At 32.8% G+C, this 23,115-nt stretch carries 23 protein-coding genes and 1 pseudogene; 23 read left to right on the forward strand and 1 reads right to left on the reverse strand.

Annotation, left to right across the window (positions count from 1 at the left end):
• Positions 1–33 precede the first annotated feature (33 nt).
• Both ACTDJC_RS05960 and ACTDJC_RS05965 read left to right on the forward strand, forming a co-directional pair.
• Positions 34–1,014 carry a peptidoglycan DD-metalloendopeptidase family protein gene (locus ACTDJC_RS05960; RefSeq protein WP_440602859.1) on the forward strand — a complete coding sequence of 327 codons (981 nt, stop codon included), beginning with the start codon at positions 34–36 and terminating at the stop codon, positions 1,012–1,014.
• 147 nt (positions 1,015–1,161) lie between these two features.
• Positions 1,162–1,296, forward strand: a complete 135-nt coding sequence (locus ACTDJC_RS05965) for an ABC transporter ATP-binding protein (protein WP_098310419.1) — start codon at positions 1,162–1,164, stop codon at positions 1,294–1,296.
• Here ACTDJC_RS05965 and ACTDJC_RS05970 read toward each other — a convergent pair.
• Positions 1,232–1,876: a transposase gene (locus ACTDJC_RS05970; RefSeq protein WP_440602860.1), complete on the reverse strand. Its 645-nt coding sequence runs from the start codon at positions 1,874–1,876 to the stop codon at positions 1,232–1,234. The genes ACTDJC_RS05965 and ACTDJC_RS05970 overlap by 65 nt on opposite strands.
• Before the next feature lie 262 nt (positions 1,877–2,138).
• Between ACTDJC_RS05970 and ACTDJC_RS05975 the strand changes: the two genes are divergently transcribed.
• The 21 genes and pseudogenes from ACTDJC_RS05975 to ACTDJC_RS06075 all read left to right on the forward strand — a co-directional run.
• Entirely contained in the window at positions 2,139–2,984 is an 846-nt protein-coding gene (locus tag ACTDJC_RS05975; protein ID WP_440602861.1) for a polysaccharide deacetylase family protein, read from the forward strand.
• A 340-nt stretch (positions 2,985–3,324) separates the two neighbouring features.
• Complete coding sequence (spoIIID, locus tag ACTDJC_RS05980) at positions 3,325–3,597, forward strand: sporulation transcriptional regulator SpoIIID (RefSeq protein WP_020061467.1); 273 nt, start codon at positions 3,325–3,327, stop codon at positions 3,595–3,597.
• Positions 3,598–3,755: 158 nt separating this feature from the next.
• Positions 3,756–4,757: a rod shape-determining protein gene (locus tag ACTDJC_RS05985; RefSeq protein ID WP_440602862.1), complete on the forward strand. Its 1,002-nt coding sequence runs from the start codon at positions 3,756–3,758 to the stop codon at positions 4,755–4,757.
• A 445-nt stretch (positions 4,758–5,202) separates the two neighbouring features.
• Positions 5,203–5,637 (forward strand): 3-hydroxyacyl-ACP dehydratase FabZ, encoded by a 435-nt coding sequence (fabZ, locus tag ACTDJC_RS05990; RefSeq protein ID WP_035430592.1) that lies wholly within the window; start codon positions 5,203–5,205, stop codon positions 5,635–5,637.
• Positions 5,638–6,462: 825 nt separating this feature from the next.
• Entirely contained in the window at positions 6,463–7,206 is a 744-nt protein-coding gene (locus tag ACTDJC_RS05995) for a YveK family protein (protein ID WP_440602863.1), read from the forward strand.
• Positions 7,196–7,900: a CpsD/CapB family tyrosine-protein kinase gene (locus ACTDJC_RS06000; RefSeq protein WP_440602864.1), complete on the forward strand. Its 705-nt coding sequence runs from the start codon at positions 7,196–7,198 to the stop codon at positions 7,898–7,900. The genes ACTDJC_RS05995 and ACTDJC_RS06000 overlap by 11 nt, the downstream gene beginning before the upstream one ends.
• 73 nt (positions 7,901–7,973) lie before the next feature.
• Complete coding sequence (locus ACTDJC_RS06005) at positions 7,974–8,741, forward strand: tyrosine-protein phosphatase (protein ID WP_440602865.1); 768 nt, start codon at positions 7,974–7,976, stop codon at positions 8,739–8,741.
• Between the two features lie 250 nt (positions 8,742–8,991).
• Positions 8,992–9,873, forward strand: coding sequence for a UTP--glucose-1-phosphate uridylyltransferase GalU (galU, locus tag ACTDJC_RS06010; RefSeq protein ID WP_440602866.1), 882 nt, complete (start codon positions 8,992–8,994; stop codon positions 9,871–9,873).
• Between the two features lie 18 nt (positions 9,874–9,891).
• On the forward strand, positions 9,892–10,578 hold the full coding sequence (locus tag ACTDJC_RS06015; protein WP_440602867.1) for a sugar transferase: 687 nt from the start codon (positions 9,892–9,894) through the stop codon (positions 10,576–10,578).
• Between the two features lie 227 nt (positions 10,579–10,805).
• On the forward strand, positions 10,806–11,720 hold the full coding sequence (locus ACTDJC_RS06020; RefSeq protein ID WP_440602868.1) for a glycosyltransferase family 2 protein: 915 nt from the start codon (positions 10,806–10,808) through the stop codon (positions 11,718–11,720).
• A 109-nt stretch (positions 11,721–11,829) separates the two neighbouring features.
• Positions 11,830–13,041, forward strand: coding sequence for an O-antigen ligase family protein (locus ACTDJC_RS06025; RefSeq protein ID WP_440602869.1), 1,212 nt, complete (start codon positions 11,830–11,832; stop codon positions 13,039–13,041).
• 131 nt (positions 13,042–13,172) lie between these two features.
• Positions 13,173–14,171, forward strand: coding sequence for a glycosyltransferase family 2 protein (locus tag ACTDJC_RS06030; protein WP_440602870.1), 999 nt, complete (start codon positions 13,173–13,175; stop codon positions 14,169–14,171).
• A 7-nt stretch (positions 14,172–14,178) separates the two neighbouring features.
• Complete coding sequence (locus ACTDJC_RS06035) at positions 14,179–15,417, forward strand: glycosyltransferase (RefSeq protein WP_440602871.1); 1,239 nt, start codon at positions 14,179–14,181, stop codon at positions 15,415–15,417.
• A gap of 19 nt (positions 15,418–15,436) precedes the next feature.
• A complete protein-coding gene (locus tag ACTDJC_RS06040) occupies positions 15,437–16,720 on the forward strand; it encodes an oligosaccharide flippase family protein (protein WP_440602872.1) in 1,284 nt (427 codons plus the stop codon).
• On the forward strand, positions 16,710–17,669 hold the full coding sequence (locus ACTDJC_RS06045) for a glycosyltransferase (RefSeq protein WP_440602873.1): 960 nt from the start codon (positions 16,710–16,712) through the stop codon (positions 17,667–17,669). Before ACTDJC_RS06040 ends, ACTDJC_RS06045 begins: the two co-directional genes overlap by 11 nt.
• A 53-nt stretch (positions 17,670–17,722) precedes the next feature.
• Positions 17,723–18,625: a glucose-1-phosphate thymidylyltransferase RfbA gene (gene rfbA, locus ACTDJC_RS06050; RefSeq protein WP_440602874.1), complete on the forward strand. Its 903-nt coding sequence runs from the start codon at positions 17,723–17,725 to the stop codon at positions 18,623–18,625.
• On the forward strand, positions 18,622–19,182 hold the full coding sequence (gene rfbC / locus ACTDJC_RS06055; RefSeq protein ID WP_440602875.1) for a dTDP-4-dehydrorhamnose 3,5-epimerase: 561 nt from the start codon (positions 18,622–18,624) through the stop codon (positions 19,180–19,182). The genes rfbA and rfbC overlap by 4 nt, the downstream gene beginning before the upstream one ends.
• Positions 19,182–20,192 carry a dTDP-glucose 4,6-dehydratase gene (rfbB, locus tag ACTDJC_RS06060; protein WP_440602876.1) on the forward strand — a complete coding sequence of 337 codons (1,011 nt, stop codon included), beginning with the start codon at positions 19,182–19,184 and terminating at the stop codon, positions 20,190–20,192. The genes rfbC and rfbB overlap by 1 nt, the downstream gene beginning before the upstream one ends.
• The gene (rfbD, locus tag ACTDJC_RS06065) at positions 20,192–21,055 is read left to right on the forward strand and encodes a dTDP-4-dehydrorhamnose reductase (RefSeq protein WP_440602877.1); all 864 of its coding nucleotides are present in this window, start codon (positions 20,192–20,194) and stop codon (positions 21,053–21,055) included. Before rfbB ends, rfbD begins: the two co-directional genes overlap by 1 nt.
• A gap of 354 nt (positions 21,056–21,409) precedes the next feature.
• Positions 21,410–22,738 (forward strand): UDP-glucose dehydrogenase family protein, encoded by a 1,329-nt coding sequence (locus ACTDJC_RS06070; protein WP_440602878.1) that lies wholly within the window; start codon positions 21,410–21,412, stop codon positions 22,736–22,738.
• Between the two features lie 95 nt (positions 22,739–22,833).
• Positions 22,834–23,008: pseudogene (locus ACTDJC_RS06075) on the forward strand (LCP family glycopolymer transferase); the annotation flags it as partial.
• Positions 23,009–23,115 lie beyond the last annotated feature (107 nt).

Here is a 23,115-nt window from a genome sequence, read left to right on the forward strand (position 1 = left end):
CTTGTTCAAAATGATTGCTGAGGTGATGATAGAATGAGAGAGAGGGAAAACAAGAAGTCTTCTCGAAAAGTAGTGCATTTATTCCAAAAGCGTTGGGTATTCCCGACACTATACATTGTGTGTGCAGCGGTGATTTTAACAGTTGCATTATGGTATCAGGCAGCGAATACGAAAAAGACGCCTGAGAAAAATGAAGCAACACCGCAAAGCGTAAGTGAAATTCCTACAATGCCAGTTACAAAATTTTCAGAAGTCGTGAAGATGCCAACTGCAAATGCAGCAGACGTTGTTGTAAAGAAGAAGTTTTACGAAGATAAAGCAGCAGCCGAGGAGCAAGAACAAGCACTTGTCTTTTATAACAACACATACTCTGCGAATACAGGAATTGATATCGCAGCAAAAAATGGTAAAGAGTTTGATGTCACAGCGGCATTAAGCGGTACGGTTACAAAAGCAGAAAAAGATCCACTTCTTGGCTATGTTGTAACAGTTGACAACGGCAATGGCGTTACAACGTTTTATCAAAGCTTAGGCAGTGCAAAAGTGGAAAAAGGTGCGAAAATCAACCAAGGTGAAATGTTAGGAAAAGCAGGACTAAGTGAAATGAACAAAGAAGCAGGCTATCACGTTCATTTCGAAGTTCGTAAAGATAACGTTGCAGTAAACCCAGAGCTTTACTTCGACAAGTCTGTTGCAGATATTAAAGTTGAAAAGCAAGAAAAGCAAGAAAAGCAAAAAGAGGAAAAATCAACAAACGGCGCAACTGACGAGAAACAAAAAGAAGAAAAATCAACAAACAGCCCAGCTGACGATAAGCAAAAAGAAGAAAAATCAACAAACAGCCCAGCTGACGACAAGCAAAAAGAAGAGAAATCAACAAGTGGCACAAATGATGAGAAGCAAAAAGAAGAAAAATCAACAAACAGCCCAGCTGATGAAAAGAAAAAAGAAGAGAAGTCTACAAATGGCTCAGCAGGTCAAGATGATAGCTCTTCTGCTGAACAAACAGAGTAATATACGAAACCATCAGCCCTCTATACGAGGATTGATGGTTTTATTTTTATATAAAAATAATTAATATTTCTAAAAAAACCTGTAATAGCAAGGAAATTGGACAGAATTCTCGAATATATATTACTAAAAGGAGGGGATTACTTTACTATGTCATTGCTATTCGTTTTGTTGATTGCACTTATTTTATTGTTTGTTTTATCTTCATTATATTATTTGATTACAAGCAAAAGGGAAGTCCCCCGTCAAAGCCTTTGGGAAGAAAAAATAGATCAAGAAGAATGACGCTCTTAAATAAGGAGTGTTTTTCTTTTTGTAATGTTAATGCAATTTTTTTAGAAGAGTGTGTCGCAAAACTATAATAAAAATCTAATATTATGCATAAGAAGCATCGCCTGGACATACAAAGGTAAAGTTTATAGCCTGTATACCATGAGAATGGCGTAGATTTTCCCTTTACGGCTTGTGAATCATACAAACTGCTTCGTAATGCAGTACTGTCAATGACGGCGACCAGCGTATGACGAAGCCCCATTCGTTGTAAGGTTTTCAAGCTGATTGACTCGTATCCTTCTTCCCGAAACCATGCGGCAACACGGGCAAATGTAGCGAGATGCGGAAGTGTATGGAAGCCGCACAAATGAGAAAAGTATGGAAATTCCTGTAGAAACGTCCTAAGTTTTCGCAAGAAATCCAAGCGAAACCACGTTTTCAAAAAGAGACTTTTGAGAAACGATTTCCGACAAGGTGGAGGACGTCCCGTTTTGCCGCTAGGAACTTCCAAAACCTGCATTCCATCAATATAATGAAAAAATGCTTGTAGTGCATGTGTAGATGAATGAGAATCTGTAATATGGGAAACCATAATGATAGTCCGTTTTCCTTTCTATGGTTGGGTCGAGTCTATCATAGGGTGTAAGGAAGCGGGCTTTTTTATGCGAATTTTTTGTATGAAGATACGTTTTGCGACACGCTCTAAGAAGAAAAATCAAAGGGCATCTATTGGAATTTCTAATTTTTACAAGTATAATACTAATTGTGTTTTTTACATAAAGAAGCAATGTTGAGATGCAGTATGGTATAGAAAGTACTGTGTTCTTTTGTTGTGTTTGAGGGGGAGTTTTTTGGTGAAAGCTAGAGAGGGTAAGGGGTCAAAGAAACTATTTATTTTCATCATAGCGGTGGTAATTGGGTTAATTGGTGTAAGTGGATTTGTGGTTTACGACAAAGTTAGTCAAGCGGAGAAAGTGCCCGTTTTAATGTACCATCATTTACTTAAGGAACAAGAAAAAAATGAAAATCCTAAATTCAAAAATATGGATTCGATTTTATCAGTAGAGCAATTTGAAAAACAGATGAAATATTTGGCGGATAATGGATATAATACTTTAACGTTAGAGGAGTTTGAGGGATTTGTAAAAGGTGAGAAAAAATTACCTAAGAAAAGTGTTTTAATTATCTTTGACGATGGTTGGAAATCAAATTATGTGTATGCATATCCGATTTTAAAAAAATATAAAATGCATGCTGCGTCCTTCCCAATTACATCTAAATTAAAAGATGATCAAGAAAAATTTGATCCTAAACAATTACAATTCCTTAGTAAATCTGATATCGAGAAAATGAAGGATACTTTTGAATTTGGAAGTCATTCATATAATCTTCATAATACACTTAGTAATGGTAAAGTTGATTTTGTAACGAAACCTATTGCTGATGTGAAGAAAGATATTGAATTAAGTAATAAAATTTTAAATACCAAATATTTCTGTTATCCATTTGGAGCGTACAATGAGAATTCAATTAAGGTACTAAAGGAATTAGATTTTCATTTAGCTTTCACTACAAATGCTGGGTATGCTACGCCAAATAGTAAACCGTTAGAAGTTAATAGTTTTGTGATGAAACCACAAATGAATATGCATACATTTTCTGAAATAGTTTCTGGTAAGTATGAAGCTGTGAAAAAATAATATAGTATTAATTAAATAATGGTTGTAAAAAAGAGTATGTAGGGATAATATTTAAAAATTATCTTTACACACTTTTTTTTTACAATTTCTCACCAAAAAAGCATAAATTTTCTTAATTTAGTCCGCAAAAATACAGAACTTGTAGCATATTAATACAATGCGGGCAATAGAATGGTATAAACCAAAGCAAAGAGAGTGTTTGAGGTGAGAAATCGTGGATCATTTTATTATAAATCCCAGGAAGTATAACGCTTACAAACAGCATTCGAACGTACAGCCTAGTCATATGCAGCGAGTCTCATTTCACCCTTCTCACATCCAATTTAGGGAGGCGAGTGGTGTGCACGATTACATCAAAGAGAGAACAATCAAGATTGGCAAGTATATCGTGGAGACAAGAAAAACAGTTCGTGTGATTGCAAAGGAATTTGGTGTATCAAAAAGTACTGTGCATAAAGATTTAACAGAACGCTTACCAGAAATTAATCCAGAGCTCGCGAATGAAGTGAAGGAAATTCTTGATTATCATAAGTCAATTCGTCACCTCCGCGGCGGCGAAGCAACGAAACAAAAGTACCAAAAAGAGGATACAGAAAAAATCGTGCGTCAATAATCTGACAATCAGCAAACATTCCTAATGAAAGGTAAAAAAATTCGGTAGAATCTATTTCTTCAATATTACGTTTCTACAAAGAATATGCTAAAATTAGAAATTAGGTGTAAAGTATTCGGGTTAAGCCTGATTTATATATTGAGGAGGAAAACACAGGAATGTTTGCGAGAGATATCGGAATTGACCTTGGCACGGCCAACGTATTGATTCATGTAAAAGGTAAAGGGATTGTATTAAATGAACCGTCTGTTGTGGCGATTGACCGCAATACGGGAAAAGTATTAGCGGTAGGTGAAGAAGCAAGACGCATGGTAGGGCGTACACCTGGAAACATTGTAGCGATTCGTCCGCTAAAAGATGGTGTAATTGCTGATTTCGAAATTACAGAAGCGATGTTAAAACATTTCATCAACAAACTAGACGTAAAAGGCTTCTTATCAAAACCTCGCATTTTAATTTGCTGTCCAACAAACATCACATCTGTAGAACAAAAAGCTATTCGTGAAGCTGCTGAGAGATCTGGCGGTAAGAAAGTATACTTAGAAGAAGAACCAAAAGTAGCTGCTGTTGGTGCTGGTATGGAAATCTTCCAACCAAGCGGAAATATGGTTGTAGATATTGGCGGAGGTACAACGGATATTGCAGTACTTTCAATGGGCGATATCGTTACCTCCTCTTCCATTAAAATGGCGGGCGATAAGTTTGATATGGAGATCTTAAACTATATTAAACGTAAGTATAAGCTATTAATCGGGGAACGTACAGCAGAAGATATTAAAATTAAAGCAGGTACAGTATTCCCAGGTGCACGCAGTGAAGAACTTGAAATTCGCGGCCGTGACATGGTAACAGGTCTGCCTCGCACAATTTCAGTATGCTCTGAAGAAATCACAGAGGCATTGAAAGAAAACGCAGCTGTTATTGTACAAGCTGCAAAAGGTGTATTAGAACGTACACCGCCTGAATTATCTGCTGATATTATCGACCGCGGCGTTATTTTAACGGGCGGCGGAGCGCTACTGCACGGCATTGACATGCTTCTTGCAGAAGAATTAAAAGTACCTGTATTGATCGCGGAAAATCCAATGCACTGTGTAGCAGTTGGAACAGGTATCATGCTTGAGAACATCGACAAATTACCACGCCGCGCTTTACTATAAGTAAGAAAGAACGTTAGGTATATTGCCTAATGTTCTTTTTTATATTTATTTTTAAAAATATATAGTTTTTGCGAAAAATGTAGAAATATAAAGGAAAACAGAGAAAAATAAACCTTTACTTATATATTTTAGCAAATTTGCCATTTTTCATATTAGAAATGGTTATACTATAATGAATCCGAATACGACACATAAGGCAATATGCCTCCTCGCATATTGCCTTCCCCTAACTTGGGCATGCACTCTCTTCTACCTCCGTGTCAACTGTATTTATTTCTGTTATACCAAAGTTTGTAGGAAAGAAAGAGTGTATGCATTTTTTTGAAGCGATACGAAGCAGGAAAGACTGCTTCGTTTTTTTCATAATGACAAATAATAAATAAAGTGGGATAATAATATATAACCAAGTACTAAGACTAATTTCTAAAAAAGGAGCGATATACATATGTTGAACATAGAGCAAATTAAAGAAATTATCCCGCATCGTTATCCATTCCTACTTGTTGATCAAGTTCTTGAAGTAGAAGAAGGAAAACGTGCGGTTGGTATTAAAAACGTATCGGCAAATGAAGAATACTTTAACGGCCATTTCCCTGACTACGCGGTAATGCCTGGAGTATTAATCGTTGAGGCACTTGCACAAGTCGGAGCAATTGCTGTTTTAAAGAAAGAAGAAAACCGCGGCCGCCTTGCTTTCTTTGCAGGTATTGACAACTGCCGTTTCAAAAGACAAGTACGTCCGGGCGATCAGCTTCGTTTAGAAGTAGAAATGACGCGTGTACGCGGTCCGATTGGTAAAGGAAAAGCAGTTGCAACAGTAAATGGTGAAGTTGCTTGTGAAGCAGAAATTACATTTGCGCTTGGAGATAAGAAGGAATAATTTTAAAAAGAACACTCGGGCAGAGTGTTCTTTTTTTATGAAGAAATTTCACTATATGTATATTTTTGAGTAAGAATAGTTTGTGTAATAAAACCTGCTGCGCATAACATCTTAATCCGCTTTCTTAACAACACGCATAATAGACTGAAAATATAGAATAAACATATTGTTAAACAAATGTATTTTATGTATTATTTGTATATCTTATTAATCACAAAGAACAATATCTTTATATAAGAAGAAATATAAGTTTATTTTGTTGGAAATCAGTGATCACACAACGCTTCTGGTAAATTGCTAGGAGCTGTTTTAAATGACAAAAAGCGACAAACGGACTAATAGGGATGCTATTAATAGAGAAAACCTATGATAGAAAAATCCTAGGCTTTCTCTATCTATTCAATGTTTCACGAGTAATAGTTTTTTATCCCGCATTAACGGGCTGTAATACTCCTACCTCAAAACTTAAGAGAATACAAAGAAGTTTAAGTGGGAGATAAACAGCCCGTAAAAGCCCGATTGGTTCAACTAACAATCAGTGGGGGATGAAGAAAACCCCCACTGATTGAAGCTTCACTTTATGGAAAAGCGATTTTGTGGAAATTTCATGGCGAATGTTGTAAAACTTAATAATTTTATGTAAGATTATATGCGTTGGTCTTATTACAATGACATAAAAAATTTACATATCTATATTAAGATGATACAAAAAATTAACATTTCTATATCGAAATGACATAAAAAATTAACATTCCTATATTAAAATGTTATATTATCATGTTGCAATTTGTTTTTTATGTAAAAAACTGAAAGCTGGAGGAAGTTATGGAGGAAACAATTAGTTTAAAAGAGTTATTTCACATTTTACGAAAACGCCTAGCAATGATCCTTTCAATTACATTTGGCGCCGCTATTATTAGTGCAGTGGTAAGTTTTTTCTTTATAACGCCAATCTATCAAACTTCTACGCAAATTCTTGTGAATCAAAAGAAACAAGAAGGAGCAACATTTCAAAATGGTGAAATTCAAACCAATATTCAATTAGCAAATACATATAAAGAAATTATTAAAAGCCCAGTTGTTTTAGATCAAGTAAAAGAAAAACTAAATTTAGACATGACAACACAAGCTTTAACACAGAAGATTGATGTTGTGAATGAGAAAGATTCTCAAGTTATCTCGGTAACTGTCAAAGATAATGATCCAAAGTTAGCACGTGATATTGCAAACACAACAGCAGAAGTGTTTAAAGGTGAAGTTGCGAAGATTATGAACGTAGATAACGTAACCGTTCTTTCGAAAGCGGAAGTAGCAGAACATCAATCACCAATTAAACCGCGTCCGACGCAAAATATTGCAATTGCATTTGTTGTTGGATTAATGGCTTCTATCGGTCTTGCATTCTTACTAGAATACTTAGACAACACAGTGAAAAAAGAAGAAGATATCGAAGCGTTACTTGGTTTACCTGTATTAGGGGTTGTAGCGCGGATGGATGAAGAAGAAAAAGGATCTAGAAAACATGCAGCATCAGCAAAGAGAGTAGGGGGACATACCATTGGCTCTTAAAGGTTTATTCCGGAAAAATAACAATCATCGTCAACGTCGTCAATTAATCGCATATAATCAGCCGAAGTCTTCGGTAGCAGAACAATTTCGTAACATTCGCACAAATATTGAATTTGCGGCGATAGATACGAATATTCATTCTTTAATGGTAACATCTCCAAACCCAAGCGAAGGAAAAACAACAATAATAGGGAACCTCGCTGTTGTATTTGCCCAGCAAGGAAAGAGAGTACTACTTGTCGATACAGACTTACGGAAACCAGCTCTGCACCAAATGTTCCAAGTCGATAATATTTTTGGTTTAACAAACATTTTGACACATAGTGAAAGATTTGAAAAATGTGTGCAAACAACGAATGTTGAAAATCTATATTTTCTTCCGTGCGGACCGATTCCGCCAAACCCAGCAGAGCTGCTTGGTTCTAAGGCTATGAAAGGATTTCTCGGACAAGCTTACAGCATGTATGATTTAGTCATCTTTGACTTACCACCGATTTTGCCAGTATCAGATGCACAAATTATGGCAAATCAATGTGACGCATCTCTGCTTGTTGTACGCAGCGCGCACACGGAAAAAGAAGCAGCATTAAAAGCAAAAAGGTTACTAGAAGCAGCAAAAGGTAAATTATTAGGTGTTGTTCTGAACGACCGTGAACGTGAGCAAAGCTTATATTACTATTACGGCACAAATTAAAGAGAAGAGGTGTGTGGAATACGCACACCTGGCTCTCTCTTATTAAACGTATATGTATGAAAGGATGGAAAACGTGATTGACCTGCATTGTCATATTTTACCCGGTGTTGATGACGGGGCACAAACAATAACAGATAGCATCGCAATGGCTAAAGCAGCAGTAGCAGAAGGAATACATACAATTGTAGCAACTCCCCATCATCAGAATGGAAAATATGTCAATGAGCGCACGCATATTCTTCATCAGGTAAAACAATTAAATGGTTTATTAAACGAAAATGATATAAATTTGACGGTTTTACCAGGTCAAGAAGTTCGATTATACGGCGACTTACTAACAGACTATGAAGCGAACAAAATCGTTACATTAAACGAAACAAGCACATACATACTCATTGAATTCTCGTCTAATCATGTACCGCGCTATGCAGAACAAATGCTGTACGAATTACGAGTAAAGGGATTAATCCCAATTATCGTTCACCCAGAGCGCAATGCAGAGTTAATCGAGCACCCTGATAAGCTATACAACTTTGTTAGCAAAGGAGCACTTACTCAAGTAACAGCAGGAAGTTTACTTGGCAATTTCGGTAAAAAAATTAAAAAATTCTCACTGCAACTCATCGAACATAACTTAACACATATGATCGCATCTGATGCGCATAACACAACAACACGCGGATTTCACTTACAAGCTGGTTATGATGTCATTGAAAAAGAATTTGGTACTAGCATACTTATGGATTTTAAAGAAAATCCATATCTATTAATAAACGGAAAAAGTGTTTATAAAGAAGATCCAGAACAAATTCGCCGTAAGAAAATATTCGGTATCTTTTAATATGTATATGGTAATGTCTCCTAACCGTTATCAATGGAGGCACTCGGCCTTGCTGTGGGTAGAAATTTCATTTCAACCTACCTTAGACGCGTGTCGTCAGGAGCAGGGCGTGAGGATGGGTTAGATGCCCAGAATTATTTTAAAAACTCTAGCTATAGAGTTGTGCTTAAGGACGCTATAGCTAGGGTTTTTATTATTTGATTATATTTATAAATATACATACAAATAAAATACGTTTAGGGGGCTGACAATGAAACAAGTAAAAAAAGCAATTATTCCAGCAGCTGGACTTGGAACAAGATTTTTACCAGCAACGAAAGCAATGCCAAAGGAAATGTTACCAATTGTCGACAAACCGACAATTCAGTACATCGTAGAAGAAGCAATCGAATCAGGGATTGAAGACATTATTATCGTAACAGGAAAAGGAAAACGTGCAATTGAAGATCACTTCGATCATTCCTTTGAATTGGAACAAAACTTATTAGAAAAAGGGAAGTATGACATGCTTGAAAAAGTACAAGCATCTTCCAAAATTAACATTCACTACATAAGACAAAAAGAACCACAAGGATTAGGTCACGCAGTATGGTGTGCGCGTAAATTTATTGGAAACGAACCATTTGCTGTATTACTTGGAGATGACATTGTCCAAGCAGAAACACCATGCTTACGTCAATTAATGAATGAATATGAAGCAACAAAAGCTTCTGTCATTGGGGTGCAAACAGTACCAGACAATGAAACACATCGCTATGGTATTATCGATCCAATTGAACAAAATGGCCGCCGTTATCAAGTGAGTCAATTTGTAGAAAAACCAGCACAAGGAACAGCACCATCGAACTTAGCGATTATGGGCCGTTACGTCTTAACACCAGAAATCTTCATGTTCCTAGAAAATCAGCAAACAGGTGCGGGCGGAGAAATTCAGTTAACAGATGCAATTCAACGTTTAAATGAAATTCAACGAGTGTTTGCGTATGACTTCGAAGGAACACGTTATGACGTTGGGGAGAAGTTTGGATTTATTAAGACGACGATTGAGATGGCACTTCAGCATGATGAACTGAAAGAAGAATTGATGAAGTATATGAATGAACTTGTACAAAAACAAAATGTACATATATAAAAGTGAGGTGGGAGAACGTTGAACTTGGTAAAAGTATCAAGTGAAGATGTAGGTAAAGAACATAATAGAGAGCCTATTTTGGAAGATGTGAATGGTCGTAAAGGGTATTTAGCAGCAAAACGTTGCATCGATTTTATCGGGGCTTTATGTGGTCTTATTTTATTATCTCCTGTCTTTTTAATTGTAGCCTTACTTATTAAATATGAAGATTCAAAAGGCCCTGTATTTTTCAAGCAAATTCGTGTTGGCAAAGATGGAAAAGAATTTTATATGTACAAGTTTCGCTCTATGGTTACGGATGCGGAAGAGCGATTAAATGATTTATTACAACATAATGAAGTATCAGGTGCAATGTTTAAAATGAAAGAAGATCCTCGTGTTACGAAGATTGGAAGATTTATTCGTAAAACGAGCATTGATGAACTGCCACAGTTATTGAATGTGTTAAAAGGTGAGATGAGCCTTGTTGGGCCGAGGCCACCGCTGCTGAGAGAAGTGAAAGAATATACGGAGTATGATAAGCAAAGATTAATGGTTACACCTGGATGCACTGGTTTATGGCAAGTCACAGGAAGAAATGATGTTGGTTTTAACGAAATGGTTCAATTAGACTTAGAATATATACAAAAAAGAAGTTTTGTTTTTGATATGAAAATAATCTTAAAAACTATTAAAGTGATGTTCGGCTCAAACAATGCATATTAATAGATAATAGTAGATGAAGACTCAAAATTTTATATAGTATAGTAGGTTATCGTGGTTTGGTATGGACAGTTAATTTAAGGAGGAATTAAACAGTCGAGAGGCTATAAAACTTGTCCTTATAAACATGTTCAACCTTTTGATATATATAATTAATCATTGGTAATAAATTAAAAACTTTTACAGATAGTTACTATGGTGTTGTTAAGAAAAGGAGCATACTAATAATTATGGAAACAATCTCAATATTAATTCCCACTTATAACGCAGAAAAGTATATAAATGATTTATTTAAAGGGTTATATAATCAAGTAGTGGGAAAAAATCAAAGTATAGAAATAATAGTGATTGATTCATCATCTACTGATAATACGGTTGCTATAATTAATGAAATGTATCCTCGTGTAAGAGTCGAAACTATTTCTAATAATAGTTTTGACCATGGTGGTACGAGGAATTATTTAGCTTCGTTAGCTAAGGGGAATTATCTATTATTTATGACACAAGATGCCATTCCATATGATGAGTATTTAGTTCAGAATCTATTGCGCCCATTAGAAGAGAAAGAAATAATGATAAGTTATGCAAGACAGGTACCAAAAGCTGATGCAAAGCCTTTAGAAGTATTTGCACGCAATTTTAATTATCCTGAACATCAAATAATAAAGAGTAAAGCCAGCTTAAAGGAATTAGGGATAAAAACATTTTTTAATTCGAATGTATGTAGCATGTATAAACGAGAAGTTTTTGAGCGCCATAATGGCTTTCCTGAAAAGATTATATTGAATGAAGATATGATACTATCATCCAAATTAATATTAGCTGATTTTAGCGTTTCATATACAGCTGATGCAAAAGTTTATCATTCTCATAATTATAATCTGAAACAACAATTTAAACGTTATTTTGATATTGGTATGGCTTTCAATCAAACAAGCTATTTACTTGAATATGCTTCTAATGAAAAAGAAGGGAAGAAGATGATATTTCAGCAAATGAAATATTTAGTTTGCAATAGGGAGTTTTTAACTTTACCAATAGCTATTCTTGAGAATTTTTGTAAATATGTAGGCTATTTTTTAGGTAAAAAGCATATGTACTTCCCATACAAGGTAAAAAAAAGATTTTCAGCATATATGAAATAGATAGTTGAAAATAAGAAATGTAGTAATAAGATCAATAGTCTTAAAATAAAGGCGTTTTAGTTGTAAAAGTTTCTATTAAAAATAATCACTGTTACCCATGGAGCTGAAAATGCGAAATTCAATAAATATTCCGACGGATAATTTAGAAAAAACAATCAGTGTGAATTCTATATATAACTTTTTTTATATCCTACTTATGTATTTAATATGTATATTACCTACTACTAAAATATATTTTAAATTAATTATAGGCATATTATTAATTTTAAGTATCTTTGTTGTAAAAAAAATAAATGTATATACTTTTTTGTTGATACTTTTCTTGGCAACTGTATTACTTTTTACCTTTGCTCAAGGCTTACAAAATGGTTTTAATACTTATAGCAAGGAAGAATTTTTTAGTTATTTAGGCGCAATTATGGTTGCCTGGATAGGGTTCAACACTAAATTGAAAAAAGAAGTATTATTAAAACATTTATATAATGCAATTGGTTTATATTTAGTTATTAAAATATTTTTGTGTATATTGGTTATGGTTGGTTTTATAGATATATTCCAATTTATAGACTTAGTTAAGGCGGTATTTGATTATAAAATTGTTACTTATTTAATTAATGATCAGCTAAATTTATATAGGTTATACCTAATAAATGATTTAATGTTACTCGTAGTGCCTTATTTATATTTTTGGTTGAAACATAATAATAAGGTTAGCAAATTAGATTCGATAATATTAGTTTTATCATGTATAGGAATATTATTAAGCTATTCTAGAGCTTTAATAGCTTCTTATTTTATTTTATTGCTTTTTAGTAGTTTTTTAGTTTCTTCAACCAAAAAGATAAAGGTGATTTTTTCTTTATGTATATTTTTAGTTAGTATCATCCTTGTTTGTAACTATCTAAATTTAACGGATAGTTTCGTTGATAGATTTAGTAGTAATTCTGTTGCGAATGATTTTTCAGATGAATATAGGGGTATTCAAAAAAGGGCTTTAATACAAGAAATTAATCAACATGCAGTCAATGGAATTGGATTAGGAGGTTATTCTATAGAATTTCCGGGGATAGAAAATGTTCCGTATTCTTATGAAAACCAATGGTATGCAGCATTTATGAAATTTGGGTTAATAAAGTTTATCTTATTTTTCGGAAGTATTATCCTTTCGTTGTTTATTTTATTAAGAAAAAATAAGGTAGCTTTGATGCATCTAGTTGTCTTATTTATGCTTCCTTTTACTAATCCGTATTTAACATCTATACAATTTAGTGTAATACTAATGATTTTGGTGATAAGTACCATATCTAAATATGAAAATTAGTTTTTTGTAACCTGGTTACCATATTAAAAGACATATTTTCCTCATCAATTTATTTACGTTAATAATATAAATTCTAGGGATTTATAAATGAAGGTACAGGAATAAAAAATTGAGAAAGGGGGACATTTGAAATGCAAAACGAGCTATCATTCATATTTGTTATTTATAATGATTCACAGCTTTTAAAGTATTCTTTTCCTTCAATTGTGGAACAAAACATAGAAAAAAAAGAAATAATTATAGTAGATAATAAGCCTTCTGATGGCTCTGCCAAAATAGTTAATGATTTATCCTCTAAGTTCAATGATGTGAAGGTAAGCTATTATCCACATCCAGAAAACTTAGGATACAGTGGAGGAGCAAATTATGGAATCAAAAAGGCTGAATATAAAAATGTAGCAATACTTAATGCTGATATTATTTTAACAAAAGATTATAGTAAAAAAATCTTAGATAACATTTATCAAGACACTAAGATAGCGGGAGGAACAGGGAAAATACTGAAATATGATTTCGAAAATGATATTTCAACAACCGTAATTGATACAACAGGAATTAGTTTAGCTCGCAATTTGAAAGCTTTTGACAGGGGACAAGGGGAAAAAGATTCAGGACAGTACGATAGTCATTTGGATATTTTCGGTATTTGTGGGGCGGTAGCGATTTTTAAGAAGGAAGTATTAGAACTTTCAAGTGTTAATGGAGAGTATTTTGATGAGGATTTCATTGCATATAAGGAAGATGTAGATTTAAGTTGGAGGATAAATAGATTTTCGTACAAGTTTGTTTATATACCTCATGCAACTGGTTACCATGGTCGGGCACTCGGAAAAATAAATGATGGTACTATTATAGGGACAATAAAAAAGAGGAAACGACAGCCTGCTTTTTTAAGAGAGCTTTCGTTGGCAAATCAAAGAAAAATGATTATAAAGAACATGAGCTACAGTTTTTTATTTGCAAATTTCTTTCATATTCTTGCTAGGTTTGTTATGGAGTTTACTTTTTCAATTATTTTTGAACCAGTAGTATACGTTAAGAGTTGGAAGAGAACTTTAAAGAATTTAAATAAAGTGCTGTGGAAGAGAAAGCAAATAAATTATAAGTTAAAAAATGAGACAGTGAGTTGAATTTTATATGACAGATATAATATTTTTACCGTGGAGAGATATTCATAACTACAGAAAAGAAGGCTTTCGAGTTCGAGAAGGAAATATTATAAAAAGTTTTTCTGAGAAAAAAAATATTAATAAAATATTGATTGTTAACAGAGCTAGAAATCTAAAATCAGTTATTAATAAGAGTAGCACTGGAATGGAAATAGCAGCAGAAATATGGCCAAATAAAGAATTAGTTAATACATTTTGGGGTAGTAAACTTTATAAAATTCAAGATAATATGTTTTCTTTAGAATTACCTAGATATTTTTTCAATAAAGGTGATAATAGTTTGGAAAAATATTCATTTTTTCAATACTATCTAATGCTAATCATTAAAAAAGCTGCAAAATTTTTAAATATAGATCTAAATTCAAAGAAAACTTGGGTATGGTCTTCAGATTTGTCTAGAGCATTTGTTTTTAAGGTATTAAGTCACACAAAGTTAAAGTGTAAAAAGATATTTGACACGATTGATAATTTGACTCAGCACAAAGCATATACAGAGAAACAAAGGAGGGAAAATGCAAAGAGATATCAAGTAATTGATGAGAGTGTGGACATTATATTTTCTGTATCCAAAGCTAATCTAGAAGTTTTATATAAAAATCAAAAGAATCAAAAGTATTGTGTTGAAAACGGCATTGATATAGAAAGATTTGATATTACTGAATGTTCATCGAGAAAAAACAATAAAAAACTTATTTGTGGATACATTGGAGTAATTGAAAGCCGAGTTAATTTCGACTTATTAATAAAATTGGCGAGAAGGACTCCTAAAATAGAATATCGATTAGTTGGTCCGGTTTTAAATAATGAGGATTTAGAAATAAAACAATTGTATAAACAAGAAAATGTGAAATTTATTGGCCCGGTTTCATTTGAGGAAGTCGCTACCATTGTAAATGACTTTGATATATGTATGATACCGCATGTCATTAATACTTTTACCTGTTCAATGAGCCCATTAAAATTTTACGAGTATCTTGCTGCTAACAAACCTATTATAATGACACAAGTTCCACCAGCAGAATCTGTGTATAATTTAAATGGAGTTTGTATTGCCAACACCATTGAGGAGTGGTTAGATGCTCTTGAAAAATTTAGTGTAAACAGAGAAACAGAACTAAAGAATGACGTAGAACGGCAACTTCTAATTCAAAATCATTCTTGGAATAAAATTGCTGATAAAATGATGGACCATATTTTAAATAATTAGCTAATCAAGAGGAATTTAAATGATACTAAAAAAAGATATTAAAAGGATAGTTGTTAATACTACTTTTTTAAGTGCTTTACAAATATTTAATTATGTTATGCCGTTCTTTTTGTTTCCATATCTTATGCATACATTGGGAACAAAAACATTTGGTGCTTGGATGTTAGTTCTTAGTGTTACTCAATACTTAAATATATTAATAGATTACGGATTTAATCTATCTGCCACTAGAAGAGTGGCTATTTTAAAAGACAATAATACTAAGGTAAAGCAACTTTTTACCAATGTAATGTTTGTTAAATTTTTATTTTTCACCATTATTTTATGTATAGCAGGTATATGTAACAATGTCATTAATAATTTGTTGCATATACCTAATTTATTGATGTTAGAAATGTTTCTATATTTATTTGGTTTAATTTTAACGCCTTTTTGGTTATTTCAAGGACTAGAACAATTAAAAATTCCTACTATATTGAATTTAATTGCTCGCATAGTTTCTATGGTTGCTACATTTTTCTTTGTTAAACATGCTAGTGATATTTTTCTACTTCCAATAATAAATGGAATTCCTTTGATTGTAACAGGAATAATTTCTTGGCTATTACTATATAAGCAAGCAATTAGCTTATCACTTCCTAGCTGGGATCTCATGAAATATGAAATTAAAGAAGGTGCTGATTTATTCGTATCTTCTATATCTGTAACATTATATACTACTTTAAATACGGTTTTTTTGGGGATTTTTTCTAGTCCACAATCTGTAGCATATTACTCTATTTGCGAAAAAATTATTCAAGCCATAAAGAGTGTTGTAACACCTTTATATCAGGCAACTTATCCCTATATGGTTAAAGCTCTGAATGAGGAAAAAGGTATTAGTTTAAAGAAGTTAAAAATATTGCTTTCTTTAAGTTTAATCATAGGAGTTTCAATTATTTTAGTACTTAATATCTTTAATGACTTGATTCTTAGTTATTTCTTTAATGGAGAATTTAATAGTAGGATAAAATATACATTGTTAATTATGAGCTGTATTCCATTAATCAGTTTTGTAAATAATGCGTTGTTTATACAGACTCTAGTACCCTTAGGTGAATCTAAATACTTAAGAAGAGTAACTCTCCTGGCAGGAATTGTTAATATTGTATTTGTATTTGTATTCACTAGTTCGTTGGAAGATATAGGAAGTTCATTGGGGTATATGCTTTCCGAATTTACGGTTTTAATTCTTGGGATTGTAAAAATATATTCAATGCTTACAAAAAAGCAAGAGAAAGGAGGATTAGCGAGTGGAATCTGAAATAAATATTACTGTTATTACAGTAACCTATGGAGATAGATGGGCTTATTTAGAGAAAAATTTATTAAGTTTAGAAAGTATTGATTTAATAAAGAACGTTATTGTTGTAAATAATGGAGTAAATTATGATCTTAATAAAAAGTTAAATAAATTTCGTAAATGTTTGTTAGTTGATTTAAATAGGAATAGTGGATCAGCAGTGGGCTTTAGTTATGGAGTTAAAAAGTTTATGGAAATAAAAGATACCTCTGGTTCGCATCAAAACTTAAGAGATTGGGTATTGTTTTTGGATGATGATAATTACATAAAAGAAGTTGATACAGAATCCTTAAAAAAACTCTTGTCTAATAGTTGTATAGAAAGACAAGCTTATTTTTGTAATAGAATCAGTAGAAGTAAGTATTACAGTAACTATCAACCAATTAAGTATAATGGATTTCTTAGTTTCAATTGTTTTAAGAGTGAGCCTGTTAGTAAAATAGATACTTTAGAATTATTGCCATATAGTGGACTGCTACTAACTAAGGAAATAATTCGTAGTATTGGATTCCCTAATGAAAAATTTTATTTGTATTGTGATGATTATGACTATTCTTTTCGCTTAGTACAAAATAATATTGTTACAAAAATGATAGATTGCTGTGTTATTGATGATGTAGAAGTTAGTTGGAATCAGGAAAATGAAAATTTTGCCGTAAGTGTGGTTACCGGAAGTCCTTTGAAAGTTTATTATAGTGTGAGAAATAGAATATATTTAGAAAAGAGTAATATGGTTTCTAATTATTTTATTTATCTTAGTAATGCGTTTTTATTTTTGTTGTATGTAATTTACAAAAATGTTAAATGTAGAACTAAAATCAAATCAGGAAGCATATATGCGCTAGTTTTGGGTATATTTGATGGATTGAGAGGTAAGTTAGGTACACATAAGAAATATATTTTAAAGTAATTTAAATACATGTTTTGTTTTAAAAAATAAGATAGATTTAGGAGGTTATTATAATGAAAGGTATTATTTTAGCGGGGGGAAGTGGAACGCGTCTTTATCCGCTGACACGTTCTATTTCAAAACAATTATTGCCTATATATGATAAACCTATGATATATTATCCACTTTCAGTTTTAATGCTTGCAGGTATTCGAGATATTCTTATTATTTCTACGCCAAGTGATACACCAAGGTTTGAACAATTATTGGGTAATGGTTCAGAGTTAGGCATCAATTTAAGTTATGCTGTACAGCCATCTCCTGATGGTCTAGCACAAGCATTTATTATTGGAGAAGAGTTTATTGGAAATGATTCTGTAGCTTTAATTTTGGGTGATAATATTTTCTATGGACATGGTTTTACTAGTCTTCTAGAGAAAGCGGCAGCTAGAGTTGAAGGAGCTACGGTATTTGGATATAACGTTAAAGATCCAGAGCGCTTCGGTGTAGTGGAGTTTGATGAAAGAGGAAAAGCTATTTCTATTGAAGAAAAACCAGAGTATCCTAAGTCTTCTTACGCTGTAACAGGTTTATATTTCTATGATAATAATGTAGTAGATATTGCAAAATCTATTAAACCTTCTGCACGTGGTGAATTAGAGATTACGTCTGTGAATGAAACTTATTTAAAACATGGAAAATTAAATGTAGAACTATTAGGACGTGGCTTTGCTTGGTTAGATACAGGGACACATGAATCTTTGCTTGAAGCTTCAACTTTTATTGAAACAGTAGAAAGAAGACAAAGCTTAAAAGTTGCTTGTTTAGAAGAAATTGCTTTTCGCAAGGGTTACATTACAAAACAACAGTTAATTGATTTGGCTAAACCTCTTAGCAAAAATGAGTACGGTCAATACTTATTACGGTTAGCTGAGAGATATTCATTAGAAGAAATGTTAGTGGGTGGTGCAGTATGAATCTAATTAAAACTAAATTTGAAGATGCTTTTTTAATAGTACCTAAAGTATTTGGGGATCATCGCGGTTTTTTTATGGAGAGTTATAATCAAGAATTATTTAAAAAGAATGGTATTGACGTTGTTTTTATTCAAGATAATCATTCTTTATCTCAGCAAGCAGGTACGCTGCGTGGTCTTCATTATCAACTCAGCCCAAAAGCACAAACAAAATTAGTACGTGTAACAAGGGGTGCTATTTATGATGTTATTGTAGATATTCGAAAAGGTTCTCCTACTTATGGACAGTGGCAGGGTTTTATTTTAACAGCAGAAAACAAACATCAATTGCTTGTTCCGAAAGGCTTTGCACATGGTTTTTGTACATTAGTAGAAAATACCGAGGTTCAGTATAAAGTAGATGAGCTTTATTCCCCAGAACATGATCAAGGAATTCTTTGGAATGATCCTAGCCTAGGGATTGACTGGCCAGTTAATGAACCAATTCTTTCTGGAAAAGATGAGAAACATCCAGTACTAGCAGAAGCGATAAATAATTTCGAATGGGAGAGAAAATAATGAATCTTTTAGTTACAGGTGGCGCAGGTTTTATTGGTAGTAATTTTGTTCGCTATATACTCGAAACATATCCCGAATATAAAATTGTAAACTATGATTTGCTAACTTATGCTGGAAATCTTGAGAATTTAAAAGATGTTGAAAGCAATTCGAATTACACATTTGTTAAAGGTGATATTAATAATCATGAATTAGTAGATTTTCTTGTTAAAACGTATAAAATTGATGTTATTGTTAATTTTGCTGCAGAATCTCATGTGGATCGAAGTATCACAGAGCCAGACGTATTTGTAAGAACGAATGTTTTAGGTACACAGACATTGTTAGATGTGGCTAAAAATAACAATATTAAGAAATATGTTCAAATTTCTACAGATGAAGTATATGGTTCGCTTGGTGAGGAAGGTTACTTTACTGAAGAAACTCCTTTAGCACCAAATAGCCCTTATTCTGCAAGTAAAACAGGGGGAGATTTACTTGTACGTGCATATTTTGAAACATATGGTATGAATGTGAATATTACTAGATGCTCAAATAACTATGGACCATATCATTTTCCAGAAAAATTAATTCCTCTAATGATAACAAATGCAGTAGAGGAAAAAGAGCTTCCTATCTATGGAGATGGCAAAAATATTCGTGACTGGTTGCATGTAAAAGATCATTGTTCAGCTATTGACTTAGTAATTCATAAAGGTGAACCGGGTGAAATATATAATATTGGTGGTCATAATGAACGTACAAATAATGAAATTGTACATTTAATTGTAAGTAAGTTAAATGCTTCACAAGAATTGATTAAATATGTACAGGATCGTTTAGGGCATGACCGCCGTTATGCAATTGACCCTACGAAAATTACAGAGCAGTTAGGGTGGGCTCCCCAGTATACATTTGATACAGGCATTGTAGAAACTATTCAGTGGTACATTGATAATCAAGAATGGTGGAAAAATATTAAATCAGGCAATTACATGAATTACTATCGTAAACAATACGGTGATAAATGATGGGAAATCAAAAGGTACTTGTGACAGGAGCAAAAGGACAATTAGGAAAAGATATGGTTCATTTACTTACTAATCATGGATACGAAGTCTATGGTTTTGGAAGAGATGAACTAGACATTACAAACATTAGTCAGGTTAAGCAAGTTATATTAGAGATTCGACCAGCGATTGTAATTCATACGGCAGCTCACACGAAAGTGGATTTAGCTGAGTCTGAACCAAGTGAAGCATTCTTGGTTAACGGTATCGGAACACGGAATTTGGCAGTTTACTCTGAGGCTATTGGAGCTAAAATGGTATATGTAAGTACTGATTATGTATTTGATGGAAGCGGAACGACTCCTTACAATGAATTCGTTCCAACTAGCCCTCTGGGTGTATATGGAAGGTCAAAACTTGCTGGAGAACAATTTGTTCGAGATTTACATTCTAAATTCTTTATTGTTAGAACATCGTGGGTGTATGGACAGCATGGTAATAACTTTGTAAAAACTATGTTAAGAATAGCCCAAGAAAAAGAAGAAATTTCTGTTGTAAATGATCAAGTAGGGTGCCCTACCTATACAGTAGATTTAGCAAATTACATCTTACAATTAGTTGATACTGAAAAATATGGAACTTATCATGTATCTAATTCTGGTCAATGCTCTTGGTATGAGTTTGCTAAGGCAATTTTTGAAGAGGCAGGTATAAATATTCAAATAATCCCTTGTACTACCAAGGATTTTCCTCGACCAGCTCCTCGGCCATCCTATTCGGTATTTGATCATATGTCTTTAAGGCTTAATGGTTTTAATACACCTAGAGATTGGAAAGCGGCGTTGAGCGAATTTATAAGTGTTATAACGGTAAAGGTACAATAGGATAAATAGTAATTGCCCAAAATACAAAAAAATTTAGGGCTTAAGGTTCCTTAAATTATAGAGAAATAAAAATGAAAGCTTTTATAGTATAGGTGACAATAATCTAACTGTATGTTTTTAAAAGGGCTAACTCATACTTCTATGAGTTAGCTTCTTTATATTAAGAAAATTATTCATTAACTAAAAAGCGGTATTTAAAATTATACTTCGAACAGGGAACTCAATACCTTCTTTTTACGTATGAAGGAATAAATATTTGTTTAATCACAGTAAATGTATTTTGATTCGGTAAATTCTGCTAATTTAAATAAATATGAGTTAGAAATATAAGATTTGAAAGGACTGAGGTTGTCAATGAATATATCGGTTGTAGGTACTGGTTATGTTGGTCTTGTAACAGGTGTATGTTTGTCTGATATAGGGCACCACGTAATGTGTATTGATATAGATATTAATAAAATAGAAAAAATGAGAAAAGGGGTTTCCCCTATATATGAGCCAGGATTAGAAGAATTAATGATCCGGAACATACAAAAGGGAACTTTGGAATTTACAACTAATTATAATGAAGGTTTTAAAGATGCACAAGTAATTGTTATAGCTGTAGGTACACCGCAAATGCCTGATGGCTCTGCTAACTTACAATATATAGAATCAGTTGCTAAATCTATTGGTGAACATGTAATTCAAGATGTGGTGGTTGTTACAAAGAGTACAGTTCCAGTCGGTACTAATGATTTTGTTAAGAAAACAATTCTTAACAATTTAAAAAATGATATAAAAGTTAGCATAGCATCTAATCCAGAATTTTTAAAAGAAGGATCAGCTATTGAAGATACATTTAATGGGGATCGTATTATTATTGGAACAGAAGATGAAACTACAGCAGAAATCTTAGAAAACATGTACAAAGCGTTTGAACTACCTATTTTTAAGACAGATATTTATAGTGCTGAAATGATTAAATATGCTTCTAATGCATTTTTGGCAACAAAAATTAGTTTTATAAATGAAATTTCTAACATTTGCGAAAAATTAGGAGCGAATGTTGAAGATGTGTCAAATGGTATGGGAATGGATAGACGTATCGGTAGGGCGTTCTTAAATGCTGGTATTGGCTATGGTGGCTCTTGTTTTCCAAAAGATACACGGGCGCTAGTACAGATTGCAGGTGGGGCACAACATGATTTCGAGTTGTTAAAATCTGTGATTAAGGTAAACAATATACAACAACGTTTATTGATAGAAAAAATTAAAAGAAGGTTTGATAATTTACAAGGGAAAACAGTGGCTGTATTAGGGCTGGCTTTTAAACCTAATACCGATGATATGAGGGAAGCTGCTTCTATTGTGCTAGTACAAGAACTGGTGAAATTAGGGGTAAATGTGAAAGCATATGACCCTATAGCAATTGATAGTGCTAAAAAGCATCTTCCTTTACAAGTTACTTACACGACAACATCAAGAGAGGCATTAGAAGGATCGGATTTTGCAGTGATTGTAACTGAATGGGAAGAGTTTAAAAACTTAGATTTAACTCAATTAAAAAACTTACTAAAAGAACCAGTCTTATTTGACGGTCGAAATTGTTTTCAATTAGATGAAATTCAGAAAGCAGAAATCGAATATCATTCTATTGGAAGACCTTCTGTATATACTAAATTGTTGGCTATGAATAAATGAAAATAAAAAATTGATAACTATGTTTATTCCTTGTATAAGAAAGAGTATAAATTTAAAATTAGGGGTAACGTCTTATAGTGATTACCTCTATTTTTTTATTAATGATTAGTGACCAATGGACAGATAAAATTAGCCTTTCAGATTTTTTAATGTTGTTTACTTTAAATACCTAGACAAAATCTATGAAAATTGTAAGTATTCTATGTGATATTTTATGCAGGAATCACTAGTAAAGGGAAGAAAGATAAAATTAACCATGCTTATGCATTTGTGGCTACCATGTAACAGATCAGACTCGCCAAGAATTGTCTAATAAATTAAGTGAACAACTTGAGCTACCTAAGAGGTAAAATTGCAAGAGACTGTTCTAGAAGTGA

It is taken from the genome of Bacillus sp. GB_SG_008, assembly GCF_052038115.1.
Lineage (GTDB): Bacteria > Bacillota > Bacilli > Bacillales > Bacillaceae_G > Bacillus_A > Bacillus_A rhizoplanae.